General features: G+C 72.9%; 18 protein-coding genes and 1 pseudogene. 4 read left to right on the forward strand and 15 right to left on the reverse strand.

Going from position 1 to position 18,684, the window contains the following annotated elements; all coding sequences use genetic code 11:
* Nucleotides 1–226: 226 nt before the first annotated feature.
* The 4 genes from HDA43_RS05560 to HDA43_RS05575 form a co-directional block, all read right to left on the reverse strand.
* Nucleotides 227–1,066 carry a phosphotransferase family protein gene (locus HDA43_RS05560; RefSeq protein ID WP_312873028.1) on the reverse strand — a complete coding sequence of 280 codons (840 nt, stop codon included), beginning with the start codon at nt 1,064–1,066 and terminating at the stop codon, nt 227–229.
* 14 nt (nt 1,067–1,080) lie between these two features.
* The gene (locus tag HDA43_RS05565; protein ID WP_179818647.1) at nt 1,081–1,410 is read right to left on the reverse strand and encodes a glyoxalase superfamily protein; all 330 of its coding nucleotides are present in this window, start codon (nt 1,408–1,410) and stop codon (nt 1,081–1,083) included.
* Nucleotides 1,411–1,502: 92 nt separating this feature from the next.
* Nucleotides 1,503–2,015 carry an AAA family ATPase gene (locus HDA43_RS05570; protein ID WP_179818648.1) on the reverse strand — a complete coding sequence of 171 codons (513 nt, stop codon included), beginning with the start codon at nt 2,013–2,015 and terminating at the stop codon, nt 1,503–1,505.
* 144 nt (nt 2,016–2,159) lie between these two features.
* Nucleotides 2,160–3,110, reverse strand: a complete 951-nt coding sequence (locus HDA43_RS05575) for a phosphotransferase family protein (RefSeq protein WP_179818649.1) — start codon at nt 3,108–3,110, stop codon at nt 2,160–2,162.
* Between the two features lie 149 nt (nt 3,111–3,259).
* On the opposite strand from HDA43_RS05575, the pseudogene HDA43_RS05580 reads away from it, so the two are divergent.
* Nucleotides 3,260–4,452: pseudogene (locus HDA43_RS05580) on the forward strand (RNA-guided endonuclease InsQ/TnpB family protein); the annotation flags it as partial.
* A 42-nt stretch (nt 4,453–4,494) separates the two neighbouring features.
* Here the strand turns inward: HDA43_RS05580 and HDA43_RS05585 are convergent.
* The 3 genes from HDA43_RS05585 to HDA43_RS05595 all read right to left on the reverse strand — a co-directional run bounded on the left by HDA43_RS05585 (nt 4,495) and on the right by HDA43_RS05595 (nt 6,968).
* Nucleotides 4,495–5,202 (reverse strand): hypothetical protein, encoded by a 708-nt coding sequence (locus HDA43_RS05585; protein WP_179818651.1) that lies wholly within the window; start codon nt 5,200–5,202, stop codon nt 4,495–4,497.
* Between the two features lie 180 nt (nt 5,203–5,382).
* Nucleotides 5,383–6,018 carry a DUF47 domain-containing protein gene (locus HDA43_RS05590; RefSeq protein ID WP_312873029.1) on the reverse strand — a complete coding sequence of 212 codons (636 nt, stop codon included), beginning with the start codon at nt 6,016–6,018 and terminating at the stop codon, nt 5,383–5,385.
* A complete protein-coding gene (locus HDA43_RS05595; protein WP_312873030.1) occupies nt 6,015–6,968 on the reverse strand; it encodes an inorganic phosphate transporter in 954 nt (317 codons plus the stop codon). Before HDA43_RS05595 ends, HDA43_RS05590 begins: the two co-directional genes overlap by 4 nt.
* 229 nt (nt 6,969–7,197) lie before the next feature.
* On the opposite strand from HDA43_RS05595, the gene HDA43_RS05600 reads away from it, so the two are divergent.
* Both HDA43_RS05600 and HDA43_RS05605 read left to right on the forward strand, forming a co-directional pair.
* On the forward strand, nt 7,198–8,043 hold the full coding sequence (locus HDA43_RS05600; protein ID WP_179818653.1) for a class I SAM-dependent methyltransferase: 846 nt from the start codon (nt 7,198–7,200) through the stop codon (nt 8,041–8,043).
* Between the two features lie 210 nt (nt 8,044–8,253).
* Entirely contained in the window at nt 8,254–8,907 is a 654-nt protein-coding gene (locus HDA43_RS05605; protein ID WP_179818654.1) for a TetR/AcrR family transcriptional regulator, read from the forward strand.
* A 120-nt stretch (nt 8,908–9,027) separates the two neighbouring features.
* Here HDA43_RS05605 and HDA43_RS05610 read toward each other — a convergent pair whose 3' ends face one another.
* Genes HDA43_RS05610 through HDA43_RS05620 form a run of 3 tightly spaced genes read right to left on the reverse strand, consistent with a single transcriptional unit; the run spans nt 9,028 to nt 11,268 of the window.
* Nucleotides 9,028–9,840: a class I SAM-dependent methyltransferase gene (locus HDA43_RS05610; RefSeq protein WP_179818655.1), complete on the reverse strand. Its 813-nt coding sequence runs from the start codon at nt 9,838–9,840 to the stop codon at nt 9,028–9,030.
* Between the two features lie 9 nt (nt 9,841–9,849).
* Nucleotides 9,850–10,305: a GbsR/MarR family transcriptional regulator gene (locus tag HDA43_RS05615; RefSeq protein WP_179818656.1), complete on the reverse strand. Its 456-nt coding sequence runs from the start codon at nt 10,303–10,305 to the stop codon at nt 9,850–9,852.
* Nucleotides 10,306–10,338: 33 nt separating this feature from the next.
* Nucleotides 10,339–11,268 carry an alpha/beta hydrolase gene (locus tag HDA43_RS05620; RefSeq protein ID WP_218911608.1) on the reverse strand — a complete coding sequence of 310 codons (930 nt, stop codon included), beginning with the start codon at nt 11,266–11,268 and terminating at the stop codon, nt 10,339–10,341.
* Between the two features lie 453 nt (nt 11,269–11,721).
* Between HDA43_RS05620 and HDA43_RS05625 the strand changes: the two genes are divergently transcribed.
* Nucleotides 11,722–12,426, forward strand: a complete 705-nt coding sequence (locus tag HDA43_RS05625; protein ID WP_179818658.1) for a hypothetical protein — start codon at nt 11,722–11,724, stop codon at nt 12,424–12,426.
* Here HDA43_RS05625 and HDA43_RS05630 read toward each other — a convergent pair.
* The 5 genes from HDA43_RS05630 to HDA43_RS05650 all read right to left on the reverse strand — a co-directional run bounded on the left by HDA43_RS05630 (nt 12,366) and on the right by HDA43_RS05650 (nt 18,662).
* Complete coding sequence (locus HDA43_RS05630; protein WP_179818659.1) at nt 12,366–13,055, reverse strand: response regulator; 690 nt, start codon at nt 13,053–13,055, stop codon at nt 12,366–12,368. The genes HDA43_RS05625 and HDA43_RS05630 overlap by 61 nt on opposite strands.
* A 168-nt stretch (nt 13,056–13,223) precedes the next feature.
* Nucleotides 13,224–14,438 carry a histidine kinase gene (locus HDA43_RS35765; RefSeq protein WP_179818660.1) on the reverse strand — a complete coding sequence of 405 codons (1,215 nt, stop codon included), beginning with the start codon at nt 14,436–14,438 and terminating at the stop codon, nt 13,224–13,226.
* A gap of 79 nt (nt 14,439–14,517) precedes the next feature.
* Entirely contained in the window at nt 14,518–16,125 is a 1,608-nt protein-coding gene (locus HDA43_RS05640) for a serine/threonine-protein kinase (protein WP_312873031.1), read from the reverse strand.
* Nucleotides 16,126–16,130: 5 nt separating this feature from the next.
* Nucleotides 16,131–17,891, reverse strand: a complete 1,761-nt coding sequence (locus HDA43_RS05645; protein WP_179818661.1) for a hypothetical protein — start codon at nt 17,889–17,891, stop codon at nt 16,131–16,133.
* Nucleotides 17,892–18,065: 174 nt separating this feature from the next.
* Nucleotides 18,066–18,662: a Uma2 family endonuclease gene (locus HDA43_RS05650; RefSeq protein WP_179818662.1), complete on the reverse strand. Its 597-nt coding sequence runs from the start codon at nt 18,660–18,662 to the stop codon at nt 18,066–18,068.
* Nucleotides 18,663–18,684 lie beyond the last annotated feature (22 nt).

An 18,684-nucleotide genomic window follows, 5' to 3' on the forward strand; every position in this document is an offset into this window, starting at 1 on the left:
TGCCGGTCCCCGGTTCCGGGGCTCATCAGGATGACGAACCGGCCCCCCGTTTCCGGACGGCGTCACTCCGAAAAATCCGCGCTCCATCGATCTTCCGGGGGTCGCCCGCGTCGATCATGACGACATGGCGGGATCCGCCGCGGGTCCGGCGGCCATGCGGCCGTATCGTCATGGCCGGTGAGGCGGGCGGGCCGCGGTCAGCCGACGCTCAGCCGTACCGCCGCGGTCAGCCGTACTGCTCCAGCCAGGCGACGATGTGCTGGACGTAGCTCTCGGCGTTCGCGATCGGCCCGCCGTCGAGCGCCGCGACGAGGTGCGTGACGCCGAACGTACGGTCCCAGACCCGGGCGCGGCGGTAGGTGTCGCCGTCCACGGCGGCGCGGACGTTGTCCCAGCCGTGTATCCATCCGATGAAGGCGGCGTCGACCGCCGGGTCGAACAGGTGGGCCCGGTCCCAGTCCAGGACGCCGACCAGCTTGCCGTCCTCGCCCCAGTGGACGTTGCCGCCGCCGAGGTCGCCGTGGACGAGGGCGTCGGGGACCTCCTCCAGGGCCAGCGCGTCGTCGAGACGCCGCCGGCCCTCCTCCCGCCATCTGGCGGGCAGGCGCGGGAGCACCTCCTCGGCCAGGATCCCCGACCAGTGGTCACCGCCGGTGTAGGTGCGCGGCGCGCCCAGCACCGCCCGGAGCTCCGCGGTGACGGGAAGCTCCCGCAGCGCCCGCAGCAGCTCGCCGATCCTCTCCGGGTCGCCTTCGCCGTCGGGCATCGCGGCGCCGTCGAGCCACGAGACGGCGACGGCCGCGCGCTCCCCGAACATCGTCACCGGTGTCAGCGGCTCCGGCACCGCGAACGGCAGGCCGGCCTCGGCGATCACCCGCAGCAGCTCGGTACGGCGCGGCAGGGCGGCGGCTCCCGACGGGCGCTTGGTGACCCGCACCGCCGCGACCCCGGGGAGCAGGACGACGTCGTGCATCCCGCCGCCGAAGAGGCGGGCCGTACCGAGCGGGGCACCCGGCAGGAGGGCGTCGGCGATCTCCAGCAGGTCGTCGGGCACCGGCTCGTCCACGTTTCGCTCCTCTGTCAGGCCGTCGGGGTGCCGACCCGGACGCGGTTGCCGTCGGGGTCCAGGAGTTCGGCCTCGCGGCCCCACGGCACGTCCCGCGCCCGCGCGCCGAACTCGGCGGCCACGGCGTCGACGTCGGCCACCCGAAGGTACAGCAGTGTGCCGGGGCGCGCGTCACCCTCGTGCTCGGACAGGAAGATCCGCATTCCGCCCCGGGCGACCTCGACGAAAGCGGGAAGGCCCGGCTCGAACCGGTGCTCCCACTGCTTGGTGAAGCCCAGCCGTTCGTACCACCCGGCCGTCGCCGCGGCGTCCTCGACCCGGAGAACGGGGATCAGCTCATCCATATGATCATCTTTCCAGACCACGACAACCGGGGTCCGTGCCATACGGCCGATCGGCCTCCGGCGACCCGCGGGGCGGCGGCCGGTGACCGCGGTCAGGGTTCGCTGCGGGCGCCGGCGAGGATGGCATCCACCGTCTCGGCGGGAGTCTGGTCCGAGGTGTCGAGCCACAGGCCCATGCGGGGCGTCTCCTCGCGCAGCACGCGGTCCAGCTGCTCGATCGCCCACAGGCCGTAGGCGTCCTTGCCGCGCCCGGCCTCGCGGGCGGCCACGGCCTCCGGGCGCGGGGCGAGGACGACCACCCGGAGCGGGCGGATCTTGATCATCTCGACCGTCTCGGTCAGGAGACCGCCCAGGATGACGTCCTGCGCGACGACGGTGAATCCCGCCTCGGCGTAGGTCTCGCTCACCTGGACGGTCAGCCGGTGCCGCAGCCGGAGCTGCCGCAGGGCCTCCCCGGACGGCTCGGAGGTCATCTCCTCCCGTCCGCCGACCACCATGCGGCGGAACGCGTCTCCGCGCACGTGCACCGAGCGCGGGAGCCGCTCGGCGAGCAGCTGCGCGACGGTCGACTTCCCCGCCGCCTGGATACCAGTGATCAGAAACATCCTCATCTCCTTGTCGTTCCGGGGTTCGTCGGACGACGGACGCGCGGAGGACAACGCCTGCCGTCGCGGCCGGCAACAGCGATCAGAGGGCCGGTGGCCAGGAGGGCCGCGGCTCCCGGGGCCGGCGGGCATGGGACCCGGCCGTCACGGCAGGCGGGCGCGGAGCCATTCCAGGGCGGTCCGGCCCTGGGCCGCCTGGAAGGCGCGCAGGGTGGGCAGGCCCGGCGGGGCGGGCCGCCGGGAGTGGCCGACGAAGAAACCGGCGAGCGCGGCCAGCACCGCCGTCACCGCCTCCGGGTCGGCGTCCCGGGCGACCGGGCGGGCGGTGAAGACCTCCTCGCACGGCGGGCCGCCCTGCATTCGGACACTGGGCAGCATCAGCAGCAGGTCCAGCCACGGCGCCCCGACGAACGCCCACGGCCAGTCGACGATCATCACCTCGCCGGGGGTGAGCAGCAGGTTGTCGGCCCTGATGTCGCCGTGGAGCAGGGTCTCTCCCCTGGCGGCGGCCGTCCAGCCCGTCTCCAGGTCCGCCAGCGCGTCCAGGTGGCGCGCGGCCCAGGGGTCGAGCCCGGCCAGGTCGTCGGCGCCCTCGTCGCGGGCCGCGACCAGACGCCGCCATCCGTGGAACTCCTCGCCGAACCGCTCCTCGGGGGTGGGCGCCGCGATGGGCGACGGGGTCAGCGCGGCGGCCAGCCGGTCCAGGGCGTCCAGCACCCGCTCCAGTTCGGCGGTGTGCCACGGCTCGGCGGGCGGGTGGCCGTCCACGTCCTCGAACAGCAGCGCCACCCAGCCGCCGGAGTCGAAGGAGGCCAGCAGCCTGGGCGCGGGCGCGGCGTCGGGGAGCGCCGCGGCGATGCGGATCTCCTGCCGGTGGATGCCGGCGCTGCGCGGGTTCGGCTCCGGGCCGACGACCTTGGCGAACGCGCGCCGCCCGTCCACCAGCCTCAGCCGTACGGCGGCGCCCGGCGAGAACCCTCCGGTCTGTGTCACGGCCTCGGCGACCGGCGCGCCCAGGTGGTCCTCGACGGCCAGGCGGATCTTCTCGGGCACGGCGTGCCAGGGCAGGCGGACGCCGGTGGCGGGAACGCTCATCAGTTACCTCCGAGGAAACCCCCGCCTTTAGGCGGGGGAGGAATCGGACCCCTGCGGAGCAGGACAGGGGCAGGCGATTCGCCGCCAGGCGAACCGCCGTCTCGAACACATGCACGATTCTTAGATGATCCTGCGATAGAATGTGAGGCATGGCGCAGATCGTGAAGCGGGCCTACAAGCACCGCTTCCACCCGACCCCCGAGCAGGCCGAAGAGCTTGCCCGGACGTTCGGCTGCGTCCGCCTGGTCTACAACAAGGCCCTGGAAGAGCGCACTCGCGCCTACATCCTCCAAGGCCACCGCGTCTCCTACGTGGAGTCCTCGGCCGCCCTCACGGCGTGGAAGCGCACCGAGGAGCTGGCGTTCCTCAACGAGGTGTCCAGCGTTCCGTTGCAGCAGGCGCTCCGGCACTTGCAGGCCGGGTTCGCGAACTTCTTCGCCAAGCGCGCCAAATACCCGGCCTTCAAGTCCCGCAAGAAGTCCCGGCCCAGCGCCGAATACACCCGCAGCGCGTTCCGCTGGCGGGACGGCGCGCTGACGCTGGCGAAGATGGATGCGCCGTTGGCCATCGTGTGGTCGCGTCCGCTTCCCGAGGGCGCGGAGCCGTCCACGGTCACCGTGTCGAAGGACGCGGCGGGCCGCTGGTTCGTGTCCCTGCTGGTGGAGGAGAAGATCAGTCCTCTTCCGTCCGTCGCGGCGAGCGTGGGGATCGACGCCGGACTGAACCACCTGCTCACCCTCTCCACCGGCGAGAAGATCGCCAACCCGCGTCACGAACGCCGCGACCGGCGCAAGCTGGCCAAAGCTCAGCGCGCGTTGTCCCGCAAGGCCACGGGCGGTGCGAACCGGGCCAGGGCGAAGCTGAAGGTCGCCCGCGTCCACGCCCGCATCACCGACCGGCGGCGGGACTTCCTGCACAAGCTCACCACTCGTCTCGTCCGTGAGAACCAAACGGTCGTGATCGAGGATCTCACCGTGCGCACCATGGTGAAGAACGGCGGTCTGGCCCGCGCCATCTCTGATGCCTCCTGGCGTCAGATGCGCTACATGCTGGAGTACAAAGCGGCCTGGTACGGGCGGGAGCTGGTCGTGATCGACCGCTTCTTCCCCTCCTCGAAGCTGTGCTCGGCGTGCGGCACCTTGCAGGACAAGATGCCGCTGAACGTCCGGGAGTGGACCTGCGCCTGCGGCGCGGCCCACGACCGCGACGTCAACGCCGCGGCCAACATCCTCGCCGCCGGGCTGGCGGAGAGGTGAAACGCCTGTGGAGCCGGTGTAAGACCTCAACGAGAGTCCTCTCGGGCGGGCGACCGGCGGTGAAGCAGGAACCCCCACGGGTGACCGTGGGAATCCCCCTCGTTTACGAGGGGGAGGATGTCAAGTCCTCATCCTGGCGAAGGCGGGGCCTCGGATTCCATCCGTTTCCCCGGCCGGCGACGCGGCCCTTGGGCCCTGACGGCCGGACGGCCCTGTTCCAGCTCCCCCACCGGGGCGACGGCGTGTGACCCTCCCGCGGTGCACCGCCAGACGGCCCGTCCGCGTTCCCAGGCGACGTGCAGGCCGCGGTCGTGCTCGGGGCAGACGGGCCAGACCGTCCAGGCCATCTCCATGACGACCTCCTGCACGGCGTCGGCGACCGCGGCGAGTCCTCCCCCGCCGGGCCGGATTCCGTTGCCCTGGGTCGCCCCCCGGAACTCCACCCAGGCGTGACCGTTGTCGTCCCAGTCGGGGATGACCAGCCGCAGCTCCCCGGTGATCCCGGCGGCGCGGACGTCGCGCTCCACGACGCCGAGCTCCCGCTCCAGCTCCGTCCACAGGCCCGGGTCGAGGACGAAGCTCGGCCCGAAGCCGATGTCGCCGAGCAGCCGCCGCCCCAACCGGGCCAGGTCGGCCGGCGTGAGATGGGCGATCGGGCGTTCGACGACCTCGCGGGTGGCCGGACCGACCCGACCGTGCTCCTCCATCAGGAAGGCCAGCTCGACGACGAGCTCCGCATCGAGGTCGCCGCCGCGCAGCCCCGCGTGGATCAGCCCGCCCAGCTCCTCGATCCGCCCGCTCCGCTCGCCGGCCCACCCGCCGCCGTGAGAGATCATGCGCGCAGTCTGGCCGTCCGGCGCCGGCCCCGCAAGGGCGGCCTTCAGGGGGACGCGACCGGCCGCGATCGCCGGCGCGCATCGTCGATCGTGACGGCGTCACCGCCGCACCCGCGGTGAGCCGGCCGTATCGTCATGATCGATGTGAACCAGGCGGGACGGCAGGCGGGAGACGGCGGGTCAGCGTTTCATCGCGCCGTCGGCGATGGCGTCGGCGGCGTTGCCGATGGCGACGCCGACGATCTCCAGGCGGCGGACCAGCTCGCGTTCCTTCATCGCCTCGGCGGTCAGCTTCCCGGAGAAGATGCGCGAGATCTCGTACTGGTACATCCTGCGGATCGCGCCGCCGGCCTTCTTGGCCTCCAGGGCGTCCTCGATCACCGCCGCGGGCCTGGCGGACAGGCCGGTCACCGCGTTCTCCAGCGCCTCGATGCCGACGATCACCTGGTCGAGCAGCGGCGAGAAGCGGATCTGCTCGGGCACCCGGTACAGGTGCGACTCCCGGACGAAGTCGCGCAGCGAGTCGAGCACGTCGTCGATGGCGCGCGACAGCCGGTACAGGTCCTCCCGGTCGATGGGCGTGACGACGGCGTCGGTCAGCTCCGCCACGAGCCGCCGGCGCTCCTCGTCGCCCAGGTGCTCGATGGCGCGCATCCGCTCGTGCGCGCCGGCCCTGCCGACCTCTCCCCCGATCATGGACAGGGCCAGCCAGGCGCCCTTCTTGGTGGCCTCCAGCTGGCCGATCAACGCGTCGGCGAGCGTGCTGTCCATCCGGCCGGTCAGCAGGTCGCGGATCCGCCGCAGCCGCCGCCTCACAGCCCGGCCCCCCTCTCCGCCAGCCGTACGGCGAGCGCCACCACCCCGGCCAGCAGCCCGCCGGCGGGCAGGGTCAGCGCCCAGGCGACGACGATCCTGAGCGCGGCGGGCCAGCGGACCCTGCCGCCGCCCCGGGAGACGCCCGCCCCGATCAGGGCGCCGGCGATGGCCTGCGTCATGCTCACCGGCATCCCCGCCGCGGCGCAGCCGACCACCGCGGCGCCGGAGGCCAGCTCGGCGGCGACGCCGTGCAGCGGCCGGGAGACGATGATCTCCCGGCTGAGCGTACGGCCGGCCCGGGGCAGGCCGTACAGCGTCCCGGCGGCGAACAGGGCGGCCGCGGCGGACGTGACGGACAACGGGGCCCGGGAGACGCCCAGCGCGATCATGAAGACGGAGAGCGTCTTCTGTCCGTCGTTGGCCGCGTAGGCGACGCACTGCAGGGCGAATCCGGCCAGGTGCCAGCGGCGCAGGCCGCGCCGGGTGGCGAGGCCCAGCAGCCGCGCCACGACCCAGGCGACCAGCGCCCCGACGAACGGCGCGGCCAGGGCGACGGCCAGGACCAGTGCGACCGCCCCGCCGGAGACGGGCAGCCCCCAGCCGATGCCGGCGCCGGCCAGGCCGCCGACGACGGCGAGCGTGAGGCTGGTCGGGCGGCCCGAGCCGCTGAGCACCGCGACGACGACCAATGCGGAGAGCACGGCGATCGTCATGGCCTGCCGGCCGCCGGGACCGCCGAACCCGCCCAGCCGGGTCACGAACGTCAGCGCCACCCGCTGGGAGGCCAGCGGCACGAGCACGAGCGCCGCCGTCAGGGCGAGGATGCCCGCCGCCGGGCGCACGCTGGGCAGTTTGAGGCCGGTCGCCAGCAGCGCGCCGCCGTCGTTCGCCCCGGACACGACCGCGAACACGCACGCGACCGCGCCCAGCACGACGACGTCGAGCTGCACACGTCCCCCCATCCGGCCGGCGGCGGCGCCGCGTCGGGTGGCGCGCCGTCTCTTCAAGCTTGCCCGACCGGACGTTCCCCGACTCCGTTTCCGGACGATTCCCCACCCGCACCCGTGATTGACACGGGCCGTTGCGCGTCCCATTATGAACGAACGTTCATGAACATACGTTCATAACGACTGGAGAAGCACGTACGGTCGCCCCGGGGCGGCCCCGAGAGGAGATCCGATGGGATCCGTCGTCAACACCCACCAGGCCGAGGCGTGGAACGGCTACGAGGGCGAGCACTGGGCCGGCAACCAGGACCGCTACGACGCCGTCAACAGCGGGTTCAACGACCACCTGCTCGACGCGGCGGCCGTCGGCGAGGGCGACCGGGTGCTCGACATCGGGTGCGGCAACGGCCAGGTGACGCGCCTGGCCGCGCGGCGGGCCCCGCTCGGCCACGCCACCGGGGTGGACCTGTCGGCGCCGATGCTGGCGCGGGCACGGGCGAGTGCCGCCGCCGAGGGCCTGGCCAACGTGACCTTCGAGCAGGGGGACGCCCAGGTCCACCCCTTCCCCGCCGCCGGGTCCGACGTGGCCGTCAGCCGGTTCGGGATCATGTTCTTCGCCGACCCCGTGGCCGCGTTCGCCAACATCGGCCGCGCGCTGCGCCCCGGCGGACGGCTCGCGTTCCTCTCCCTGCGCAGGATGGAGGACAACGAGCTGGGCGAGGTCTTCGCGGCGATGGCCCGGCACCTGCCGCGGCGGCCCGCCACCACCGAGCACGGCGGACCCGGGCCGGAGTCGCTGGCCGATCCCGGCCGCGTCCGGGAGGTGCTGTCCGGCGCCGGATTCGGGAAGGTGGACGTGACGGCCGTGGACGCGCCCCAGCACTGGGGGCGCGACGCCGAGGACGCCGGGGCGTTCCTCGGCGCCTGGGGCCCGGTCCGCTTCCTGCTCGACCAGGTCGATCCGGCCGCCGCCGCCCAGGCCCGCGAGGCGCTCGTCGAGGCGCTGCGCCCCTTCGAGCAGGCAGGCGCCGTACGGCTGCGCGGCGCCGCCTGGCTGGTCACCGCCGCCCGTCCCTGACCTCGCGGCCCACCCGCACGATCGGCCGGTCCGCCCGGTCCGTCCCCGCCCGCCGCGCGGCCCGCTCCCATGGCGCGCTCATGGGCCCTGCTGAACGGCGTCCGTCCCCGGACGCCGCGCGGCCCGCTCACCCGGCCGGGCCGTCCCCCGTCCCCGCCCCGGCCCCGCGGGGGCGGCCGGGGCGGGGACGCCTGACTACGATGGGACGCGATGTCACCGAGAAAAGCGGCCGTCCTGCGGGACGGCGAGGGCGAGGGCGGGCAGAGCCTGCGCGAGCACCTCGTCACCACCGCCGAGCGCCTGATCTCCCGGCGCGGCACCGCCGGGCTCACCGTACGGGAGATCGCCCGCGAGGCGCGGGTCGCCGACGGCGTCCTCTACAACCACTTCGCGGGCAAGGAGGAGCTGATCGCGCTCGCCCTGCACGCCCACGTCCGCAACGTCGAGCGGGCACTGGGCGGCCTGCCGGTCAGGGCGGGCGAGGGTGACGTCGAGGCCAACCTCCGCGCCTGCGTCGGGTACGGCCTGGCCCTGCACGCGGCGTTCCTGCCCGCGTTCGCGGGTCTGTTCTCCCAGCCCGAGGTCATGCGGCTGTTCGACGCCATGCCGAACCCGCTGGGAGACGGGCACGGGCTGAAGGCGATCCTGGCCGGCTACCTGCGCGCCGAGCAGGACCTCGGCCGCCTGTCCCCGGACGCCTCCGCCGAAGCCGCCGCGATGCTGATCGTCGGCGCCTGCCACGAGCAGGTCCTGCCCCGCCTGCTGCTCGGCTCCGGCCCGGCTCCGGCCGAGGCGGAGCCGGACTTCGCCGAGGGCGTCGTCACCACCCTCATGCGCGGCATCGCCCCGCGTCCCGCCTCCTAAGCGGGTACGGCCGGAATACGACGGAAACACACCGCGTCCTGACGATCGATCGTTAGGGTGAGCGTCGTCATGTCGATGACGGTCTGGGAGGTTGCTGGTGACCTCGCCGCCCGCACGGGCTCAGAACCGGTAGCGGAGAATGCGTGCCCCTTGCCGAGACAAGGCCGTGCTGCGGGCGGTGAGACGGGTCAGCGCGCGTAGGGGTTGCGGGAACCGGGCTGTTTCCGGTGCGCGGGTGAGGATCTGCTCCTCGATCAGTTCGAGGCCGGCGTCCCAGGACTCTGGTTCGTGCGGGTCGTCGAAGCCCTGGGCGGCTTTGATGCCGAGCGCCTTGATGGTCGGGTGGTACTTCATGGCCCAGGCGGCGAAGCGGGTGTAGCCGTTGAGCGCGAGCTCGCCCGAAGGGAAATGCCCGGCCAGCGCGCGGGTCATCGCCTGGAAGGAGTCGCCGGGCATGAAGGGGAGCAGCCCCTCGGCGACGACCATCGCCGGCCGGTCACCGGGGATGGCCGTGAGCCAGTCGGAGCCGGTGAGGTCGGCTCCGATCAGGTGGGAACGGCCGGGCAGACATCCGGCCCGCAGGTGCACCACTTCCGGGAAGTCGATGTCGTACCAGTCGACGCCGGGCGGGGGATCACAGCGGAACATCCTGGTGTCCAGGCCGCAGCCCAGGTCGAGCACCACGCATCCGGGATGAGCGGCGATGTAGGCGCGGACGACGCCGTCGAGCTTCTTGGCGCGCAGTGCCGTGGTGAGGACGAGGTTGGGCTTGACCTTCAGCTTGCCGAAGTCGTAATCGATGTCGCCGGCCAGGTCGGCGGAGAGCGTGTCGCCGAGGATCGGGCTGGGCCGCCCGGCGTCCAGGGCTCTGGCGTAGAGGGTGAGCAGCAGCGTTTCCTGGATCAGCCCGAGCTTGGGTTGCCAGCGGTGCATGGGGATTCCTTAACGGCGTAGCGGATGACGGGCCGCGAGGCTCTGCAGCCACGTCAGGGAGTCGTGGGCGGCCTTGATGCGCTCGGTGCGGTCCCCCTCGCCGCCCGCGATGTCGAGCCCTTCGTCGGCGATCTCGCCGAACGCGCTCAGGCTTTCGAGCTTGCGCTGGATGACCTTCTGCCAGGCGTCGTCTTCGATGCGGTAGTAGGAGACGCGATCGCCGGGCCTTCTCACCTTCTTGACCAGGCCGATGGCCGTGAGAAACCGCATGTTCGAGGTGAGCGAGGCCCGGCTGGCCTGGATGACCTCCGCGATCTGCCCGGCGGACTGCTCGGCCGGATCGCAGATCATGAGCCAGCCGAGGATGCGTCCGGTGATGGGCGGCAGCCCCCACTCCTCGACGCAGAAGGCGGCCACCCGCTCCACCCAGCGGAGCAGCCGGTCCTGCTGTTCCTCAGTGCTCATCGTCGTATCCTCCGTTGTTGACCGTGTGCCGGTTCACTGTGTCATGGCGGCCACCGACTCGTAGGTGGGTGTCGGGGTGATGTCCGCGAGCCGGGTCCTGCGCAGGTAGAGGTCGAACCAGTCGATCGCGAGCGCCATCGCCTCCTCCAGTCCCGGGCCGGTGTAGAGGCCGAGCACGTCGTAGGGCAGCACCGCGAGCCGCTTGGGCTCGCCCGCCTTGGCGAAGGCGCTTTGCGCCTCCTCGAGCATGTGGTACGGGTCCCAGCCGCCGTTGGCGATCATCAGCAGCGGCGTCGGCGCGAGCCGGTGGATGAGGTTCTCCGGTGCGAAGGTGAGCAGGTGCTCGGCCGAGTCGAGGGTCTTCTCGTTGCGGTAGGTGGGAAACAGGCGGGTCGACATGTCCGGGGTGTCCTTCACGCTGTCGCCCTCCAGCGTCAGGTGCGGCACGCGAGCGCTCTGCCCGCCTTCGTAGCGCCGCTGCCAGTCCTGCTGCAGCCGGTCGCGCAGCGCGTGGACACCGGCACGGCTCAGGAGGCGTTCCATGTACCGCCATCCGTTCCACACGCTGGGGCTCTGCACGACGACGCACTTGATGCGCCGATCGAGCACGGCGGCCTGGGTCGCCACCGAGCCGCCGATGCTCACCCCCCACACCCCGATCCGCTCCGGCTGCACTTCGGGACGGGTCTGCAGATAGGACACGGCGCTGCGGAAGTCCTCCACCTGCCGTTCCGGGTGGTCCAGGCCGCGCGGCTCGCCTTCGCTGGAGCCGACCGTGCGGTAGTCGATGGCCAGCACCGCGAAGCCGGCCTTGACGAAGTACGGCGCGAAGAACGCCAGCGCCTCTTTGACCATCACCCCGCTGTGCCCGAGCACCAGCCCGGGGACCGGGTCGTTCGTCTCGGGCAGGTAGAGATCGCCCGCGCAGCGGGTGCCGAGGCTGTTGAAGGTCACGTGTTCCATGGCTTGCTCCATACTTGTTTGCTAGCTATTTCAAACATGACTGAAATAACTAGCAATGTCAATCTGGAAGCCGCATCACCGGACCGGTGTTCCTGGCCGACCGGCGCGCTCCTGCCTCCGGCCGCCGCGCGCCCGCCGGCGTCTGCCCCGTCACCGGACGGGGCGTTAGCCCGCGTGGGGGACGGCGGATCAGCCGGGAGGCGGACGACCCGGGGCGGGGCAGCGGCCTACCTTCCTCTGGACGGTCCGGAGAAGAGGGACCGTCGCGGGCGGTCCTGAAAAGAGGGGCCGTCGCGGGTGGCCCGGAAGAGGGGCCGTGACCGCGGCGGCTCCGGGAGAAGGACCGTCGCAGGCGGCCCGGGAGGGCCGCGAGCCCCGCACAGGCATCAGGGGCGCGGAAACGCCCCGCGGACGCGGGGTGGGAAACGCCCCGTGAACCCGCAAGGAAACCCCATGTTCAAGGACTCCGCCACGTTCCGGCGCGTCGCCTCCGGCACGCTGCTGATCGTCGCACCCCTCCTGCAGGCGATCGCCGTCGTCATCGACCCCGGCACCTGGGGCGACAGCCGGGAGGCCGTCAGCTACGGCGACAACCCCGCGCTCGCCCAGGTCCAGTCGGTGCTGTACCACTGGGCCTACCTGCTGCTCGGCCTGGCCGCCCTCGCCCTGATGCACGTGATGCGCCGCCGCGCCGCGGTCTTCGGGCACATCATGGGCCCGCTGGTCGCCCTCGGCTTCGTCAACCTCTCGGGCCTGCTGCTCAGCGACCCGGTGGAGTGGTGGCTGGGCCGCCACTACAGCCCCGAGGAGGCCCAGCGCATCCTGAACGAGATGATGGACCTCCCCGGCTTCGTCTTCGGCTTCCAGATGCCCTGGATCTTCCTCGCCATCTTCGGCCTGCCGATCCTGCTGGTCGGCGTCTGGCGGGCCGGTTTCGCGCACTGGTGGGTCCCGCTCGTCGCGGGGATCGGATACGTCGCCTCCATGCTCGTGGAGTACGGTCCCGTCACCGTGGTGCTGTGGGCGGCCCCGGTGGTCGCGCTCGGCTCGCTCGGCGTGAAGATGCTCCGGATGAGCCGTGAGGAGTGGGTCTCGTACTACCCGACCGCGGCGCCGGGCCGTACGACCCCCGACTCGTACGCGAACACCACCGCCTGAGCCCGGTCGCGCAGGTGGAGCTTCATCAGCACCCGGGCCACGTGGGTCTTGACCGTGGCTTCTCCGACGAAGAGCTCGCGGGCGATCTCGGCGTTGGTCAGGCCACGGGCCAGCAGGCGCAGGACCTCCAGCTCCCGGGGGGTGAGCTCGGCGAGGTGCGGCGGCGGCGCGGGCTCGTGGCGGCCGGCGAAGGAGGCGATGACGCGGGTGGTGACGGCCGGGTCGAGCAGCGCGTCACCGCCCACGACGACGCGGACGGCCTCCACGAGCTGCTCGGGCGGCGACACCTTGAGCAGGAAGCCGCTGGTGCCCGCGCGCAGCGCCGCGTAGAGGTTCTCGTCGGTGTCGAAGGTGGTGAGCATGACGACCTTCGGCGGGTCGGGCCAGCCGAGGATCTGCCCGGCCGCGGCGAGGCCGTCCATGCGCGGCATGGAGATGTCCATCAGCACGACGTCCGGCCGGGTACGGCGGGCCACCGCGACGGCCTCCACGCCGTCGGACGCCTCGCCCACCACCTCCATGCCCGGCTCGCTCTCCACGACGAGCCGCAGCCCCGCGCGCACCATCGCCTGGTCGTCGGCGATCACGATGCGGACGACGCCGGTGTCCGTTCCCTGTCCGCTGTTCATCTCCGCTCCTCATCCGGCCGCGCCGCGGCCCGCAGGGATCGTCTGGTCTTCCCGCCCGCTCCGCGGGCCGGCTCACGCACCGGCCCGCCCGACCCGCTCGGCCCGCCCGGCCCGCTCGGCCCGCTCGGCCCGCTCGGCCCGCCGACGGAGCGGACCGGTCCGCCCGGTCTATCCGGCCCGTCCACCGGCGAGCACCTCCTGCCTGATCGGCAGGGACGCGTGGACCCGGAACCCGCCCCCGGGGCGCGGGCCCGCCTCGAAGCCGCCGCCGAACAGCTCGGCGCGCTCCCGCATGCCGATCAGGCCGTTGCCGGTCGACAGGCCGGCCGACAGCTCCGGCGCGGCGGTGCCGCCGCCGTCGACCACCTCGATCTCCAGGCGGTCGGGGAGGTAGGAGAGCGTGATCCGGATGTCGGACTCGCCGGCGTGCTTGACGGCGTTGGTGAGGGCCTCCTGCGCGATGCGGTAGGCCGACAGGTCCAGGCCCGGCGCGAGCCGTACCGGCTCGCCCGTCACGTCGAGGGCGACGCTGAGGCCCGAGGAGGCGAGCGTGCCGACCATGCCGGTGAGCATGTCCAGGCCCGGCTGCGGGATGGCCTCGTCCAGCGGCATGCGCAGCGCGCCGAGCATGACGCGCAGCTCCTCGACCGCCTCGCGGCCCGTCCGCTCGATGCCGAGCAGCGCCTCGCCGTCCCCGGAGCCGGTACGGCGCAGCACCCCGGCCTGCATGACCATCATGCTGACGCTGTGCGCGACCACGTCGTGCAGTTCGCGGGCGATGCGGGTCCGCTCCTCGGCGACCGCCTCGGCGGCCCTGCGTTCCCTGTCACGTTCCACACGCTCGGCGTGCTCGGCCAGGCGGCGGGCCCGCGCGGCGTAGGCGTGCACGGCCAGACCGGTGAGGTAGGCGGCGCCGAAGATGACCGTCAGGAAGATGACCTCGTCGAAGGGGAGCCAGCGGTGGTCGACCGCGCCGGAGTCGAAGACCAGGATCCCGGCCGTGGCCCAGGCGAGGCCCCGCTTGAGGTTCAGCTCGGCGCCGACCGTGTGGAAGACGATCAGCAGGGAGGCGAGCTGCCAGGTCTGGCACGCCTCGTAGCCCTGCCGGTGCCAGACGTACTGGGCGAGGATCATCAGGATGAAGACCGCGACGGGCGCCTTGCGCCGGAACCAGATCAGCAGGCCCGTGACGAGGGCCTGGCCGATCCACCACAGCTCGGGGGTCTCGGTGGCGCCGTAGTCGGCCGCCACGGTGAACGCCTCCAGCGTGCCCAGGGCGATGACCGCGCAGCCGATCAGCAGGTCGGGGGTGGGCAGTGTGCGGAGATGCCGGACGAGCGGCGCCGCACGGAGGCGCCGGGGAAGGGGGAGGGGAACCGCCATGCGGGGAGACTAGACCGCCGCGCCCCTTCTTCATATAGGGCGGATCGCCCGGCCAACCCGTTTGCAAGCCGCCTGCAAGTCAGAACGTCTGAAATGAGACACTCCGCACAAATCGGTCGGCGAGCGCGTCGTCGCACGCGGTCGGCGCGCAGAAGTAGATCACAAGGGCCGGTTCGTCCGGTCGCTCCACGGCCCAGCCGGTGAAGTCCAGCCGGCCGCCGCGCTGCGGGTCGGCGATCGACCCCTCCAGCCGCACACCGGGCTGCCCGCCCACCCGCACCTGGACCACCTCGGAGAACACGTTGACCGTGCCCGGCAGCGACGACTGCAGGGTCTCCTGGAGCTGCTGGGCGTTCCCCCGCGGGTCGAGCGTGCCCAGCGTCTGCGCGTAGACGCCGACGGCGTCCTCCGGCGCGTCCCGGATGATCCGGTTGACGGTCGCCCAGTCGGCGGTGACCGGCGTGCCGAACAACGCCCGGAAGTCCTCCGCCCGGGGCGAGGCCACCACGAACACGTCGGCGTGCGGGCGCGGCTCCCAGCCGCCGGGATGCTCGAAGGCGATCGGCACGGCGGGCGAGCCCGGGTAGGAGTCCCACTCGTCGCCGCCGCGCAGGACCGTCGCCAGCGTCGCCACCAACGCGACGATCAGCGCTATCGCCACCGCCGCGCCGACGACGATCCGCCGGCCGCCGGGCCGCGCCGGCCCGCGCCCCGCCGGGTCGCTCTCCGGTGTCCCGCTCCCCCGCCCGGTCCGCTCCCCCGTCCGGTCCGACCGCGCCTCGGGCCGCCCCGCCGCTCCCGCCGTCCCCGCCGGCGCGATGCCCGCGACGGGCTCGTACGGCCGGCCGCTGATCGCGTCGCGCAACTCGGCGACGAACCGGGCGCAGGTGTCGTAGCGCTGCTCGGGTGACTTGGCCAGCGCCCGCGCCATGACCCCGTCCACCTCCAGGGGCAGCTCGGGCCGGAGCGCGGTGAGCGGGGTGGGCGTCTCGGCGAGGTGCGCCCACAGCAGCGCGATCTCGTTGTCGCGCTCGAACGGCAGCCGCCCGGACAGCGCCTCGTAGACCACGCAGGCCAGGGCGTACTGGTCGCAGCGGCCGTCGATGTGCTCCTTGTTGATCTGTTCGGGGGCCATGTAGCGGGGCGTGCCGATGAACTGGTCGGTCTCGGTCAGCCCGGACAGCGAGGTGCGGTGCTTGGTGATGCCGAAGTCGGTGAGGTAGGCGTGGTCGCCCTCGGCGTGGCCGGCGATCAGGATGTTGGCGGGCTTGACGTCGCGGTGGATCAGGTCGTGCGCGTGCGCGGTGTCCAGCGCGGCGGCGACCTGCGCGAAGATCCGGTTGACCTGGCTGACCGGCATCGGCCCCCGGTCGTAGAACAGGCGCCGCAGGTCGGGCCCGTCGACGTAGCGCATCGCGATGTAGAGGGTGCCGTCGGCGGCGGCGTCGGCCTCGTAGATCGGGATGATGTTGGGGTGGTCCATGCTCGCGACCGTCCGCGACTCCAGCACGAAGCGCCGCCGGAACCGGTCGTCCTCGCTGAGCAACGGGTTGAGGATCTTCAGCGCCACCCGGCGGTTGAGCCGGGGGTCCACCGCGAGGTAGACCACGGCCATGCCGCCCTTGCCGATGACGTCCTCGATGCGGTATCCGGCCATCTCCTGGCCGATCAGGCTTCTCTCGTTCACGGTCGTCACGTCTCACAGGGGTGGCCGCAGTAGCCGCAGAACCGGTGCGCGGGCCCCAGCCGCATGCCGCAGGCGGTGCAGTACCGCTGCGGGCCCGTTCCGGTGGGCCGGGTCTCCTGCTCGGAGAGGGTGCCGGGGCCGCGACCCTCCGCCGCCCCGCCGCCGGTCTCCGCGCTCCGGGCACCCGTCCCGCCTGTGTCCGCGCTCCGGGCGCCCGTCCCGCCGGTCTCCGCGCTCCGGGCGCCCGTCCCGCCGGTCTCCGCGCTCCGGGCGCCCGTCCCGCCCGGGTCCGCTCCGGGGTCGCGGGCGACCAGCACCGAACGGCCGGGGCCGGAGGGCGTCCTGGGCAGCGCGGGGAAGGACCGGTTGACCGCCACCGTGGGGTCGGCCGCCTCCGCGGGCGGCCGGAACGGCGGCGGGACGGGCGTCGGCGGCCCCGCCACCTCGGTCTCCTCCCCGGAAGGCCCCTCGGACGTCCCGGACGCCCCGGACTTTCCGGATGCCCCGGGCGCCTCCGTCGCGGCGCCGCGGCGCCAGAGCAGCAGCGCGGCGGCCAGCACCGCGGCCACCAGCACGCCGCCTGCCGCGAGGAACATCCACAGGGGCGGTCCGCGACGGTCGTCGGCCAGGGAGGACCGCGCCTGGGCGGCGCCCTTGTCCTCGGCGGTGCCGCGCTTGGCCTGGGCCTCCTTCAGGCGGGTCGCGGCCACGGTGTGCCCCGGGTACAGCTCCAGGACCCGCTGGAAGGCCGGTACGGCGTCGCCGTAGTAGCCGGTGTGGAAGCGGGTCAGCGCCTGCTCGAAGGCGGCGTCGATCGGGCCGCGCCGGGGCGTGACCCGGGCCTCGGCCAGCGCCCTGGCCACCTCGCGGATGCCGAGCATCCGGGCGTCGTCACCGCCGCCGGCCAGCAGCCCGACGACCTCGCCCTTGTGGTCCTCGATCACCGGCCCGCCGAGCAGACCCCGGTCGATGAGGGCGCCCAGCTTCTTCGGCTCGTCGGCCTTGCCCTCCGGGTCCTTGAAGCGCCGGCCGCCCTCGCCCGCGCCGCCGGCGCGCAGGTGTGCGATGTCCACGGTCTCCGGCAGGTTCGCGGCGGGCCGCCCGGTGAAACCGGCGACCGACACCGGCGAGCCCTCCTTGTCGGGCACCGAGGCCGCCAGCGGGGCCGTGGGCATGCCCGTGCCGCCGTCGGCGCGGCCGGCCGGGGCCAGCACGGCGGGACCGTCGGGGCTGTCGGCGGTGGTGACGATCTCCGCCTTGAACCCCTTCCGGTCGGGGGGAGAGATGTTCGGGAACACGCGGATCTCGGTGGTCACGTCGAAGATGCAGGTCGCCGTGGGCCGCTTGGGCGGATAGCACTCCTGCAGGTGGTGGTCGATCCGGTCGTCCTTGGCGTGGTGCCGCTCGAAGTCGGCGGGGATCTTGACCTTGTGGTGCTCGGCGAAGATCCTGTTCGCGGCGTAGACCTCGACGTCCTTGGCGCTCTTGACCACCCGGGTGAGGGTGACGACGGTGCCCTCGGGGGTGACGACCGTCCCGGTGCCGGAACCGATCGGCACCTCGTAGCTCCGCTCGACGTGGACGAGCTCGCCGATGTGGTCGAGCAGTGTGACGTCGACGCGCGCCGTCGCCTCGACCCGCACGACCGCGGGGGTCACCAGATCGGTGATCCCGCTGGGATGCTCGTGCGCCAGCGCGGGCGCCGTCATGGCGACGACCACACCGAGGCCGCCGAGGAACACCAGAGCCGAGCCCAACCGCCGCATGGCCACTCCACAGGGGGGATAAGGACAGCCTGGCAACCGTAGAGCAGAAGTCAAGGGCGCGGAAGGGATACGGAGGGAATCCGTCCGCTCACACCCGGGAAGCCCGGTCCCACCTGGCCGGGAGGGCCCGGTCCAGGGGCCGGGGAGCACCGGCCCGCGGGACGGCCGCCGGGGTCAGCCGCGGGGTCGCAGGAGCACCGCCGGGTCGAAGCCCACCTCGAAGGGGGCCACCAGTCTCGCGGTCTCACCGGCCTCGTGTTTCACCGCGGGCTTGTACTCGTCGTCGGCCAGCTCGTGAACGTACAGGCACGGACCCTCGGCGAGTTCGATCCGCCAGTAGAAGGGGATCCCGGCGGCGGCGTAGGCCGAACGCTTCATGTGCCGGTCGCGCTTACGGGTGGTCGGGCTGACCAGCTCCACGGCCAGGAGGATGTCGTCGGGGGCGAACATGAGCTCCGTCTCCTCGACGGCCTCGGTCGGCACCACGACGAGGTCGGGGATGAAGAAGTCTCGGGGGCCGATCCCGAGGTTGGCCTCCGGCAGCGGCTCGAACTCCGGCGGCGCAGCGTCCTCAAGAAGCCTCAGCAGGCGGGCGAGGGCGCGCTGGTGCATGGGGGTGGGAGAAGGGCTCACCAGAAGGCTCCCGTCGAAGAGCTCGTAGCGGTTCCCGTCGTCGGGGAACGTCAGCAGGTCGTCGACGCTGAACGGCGGTTTTCCGCGGAGAACCGTCCGTTCGGGGGCGTGCCCTGTCGTAGGTTCTGTCGTCGCCATAGCGGTCACCTGCCCAAGTATC

It is taken from the genome of Streptosporangium sandarakinum, from assembly GCF_013409935.1.
GTDB lineage: Bacteria > Actinomycetota > Actinomycetes > Streptosporangiales > Streptosporangiaceae > Streptosporangium > Streptosporangium nondiastaticum.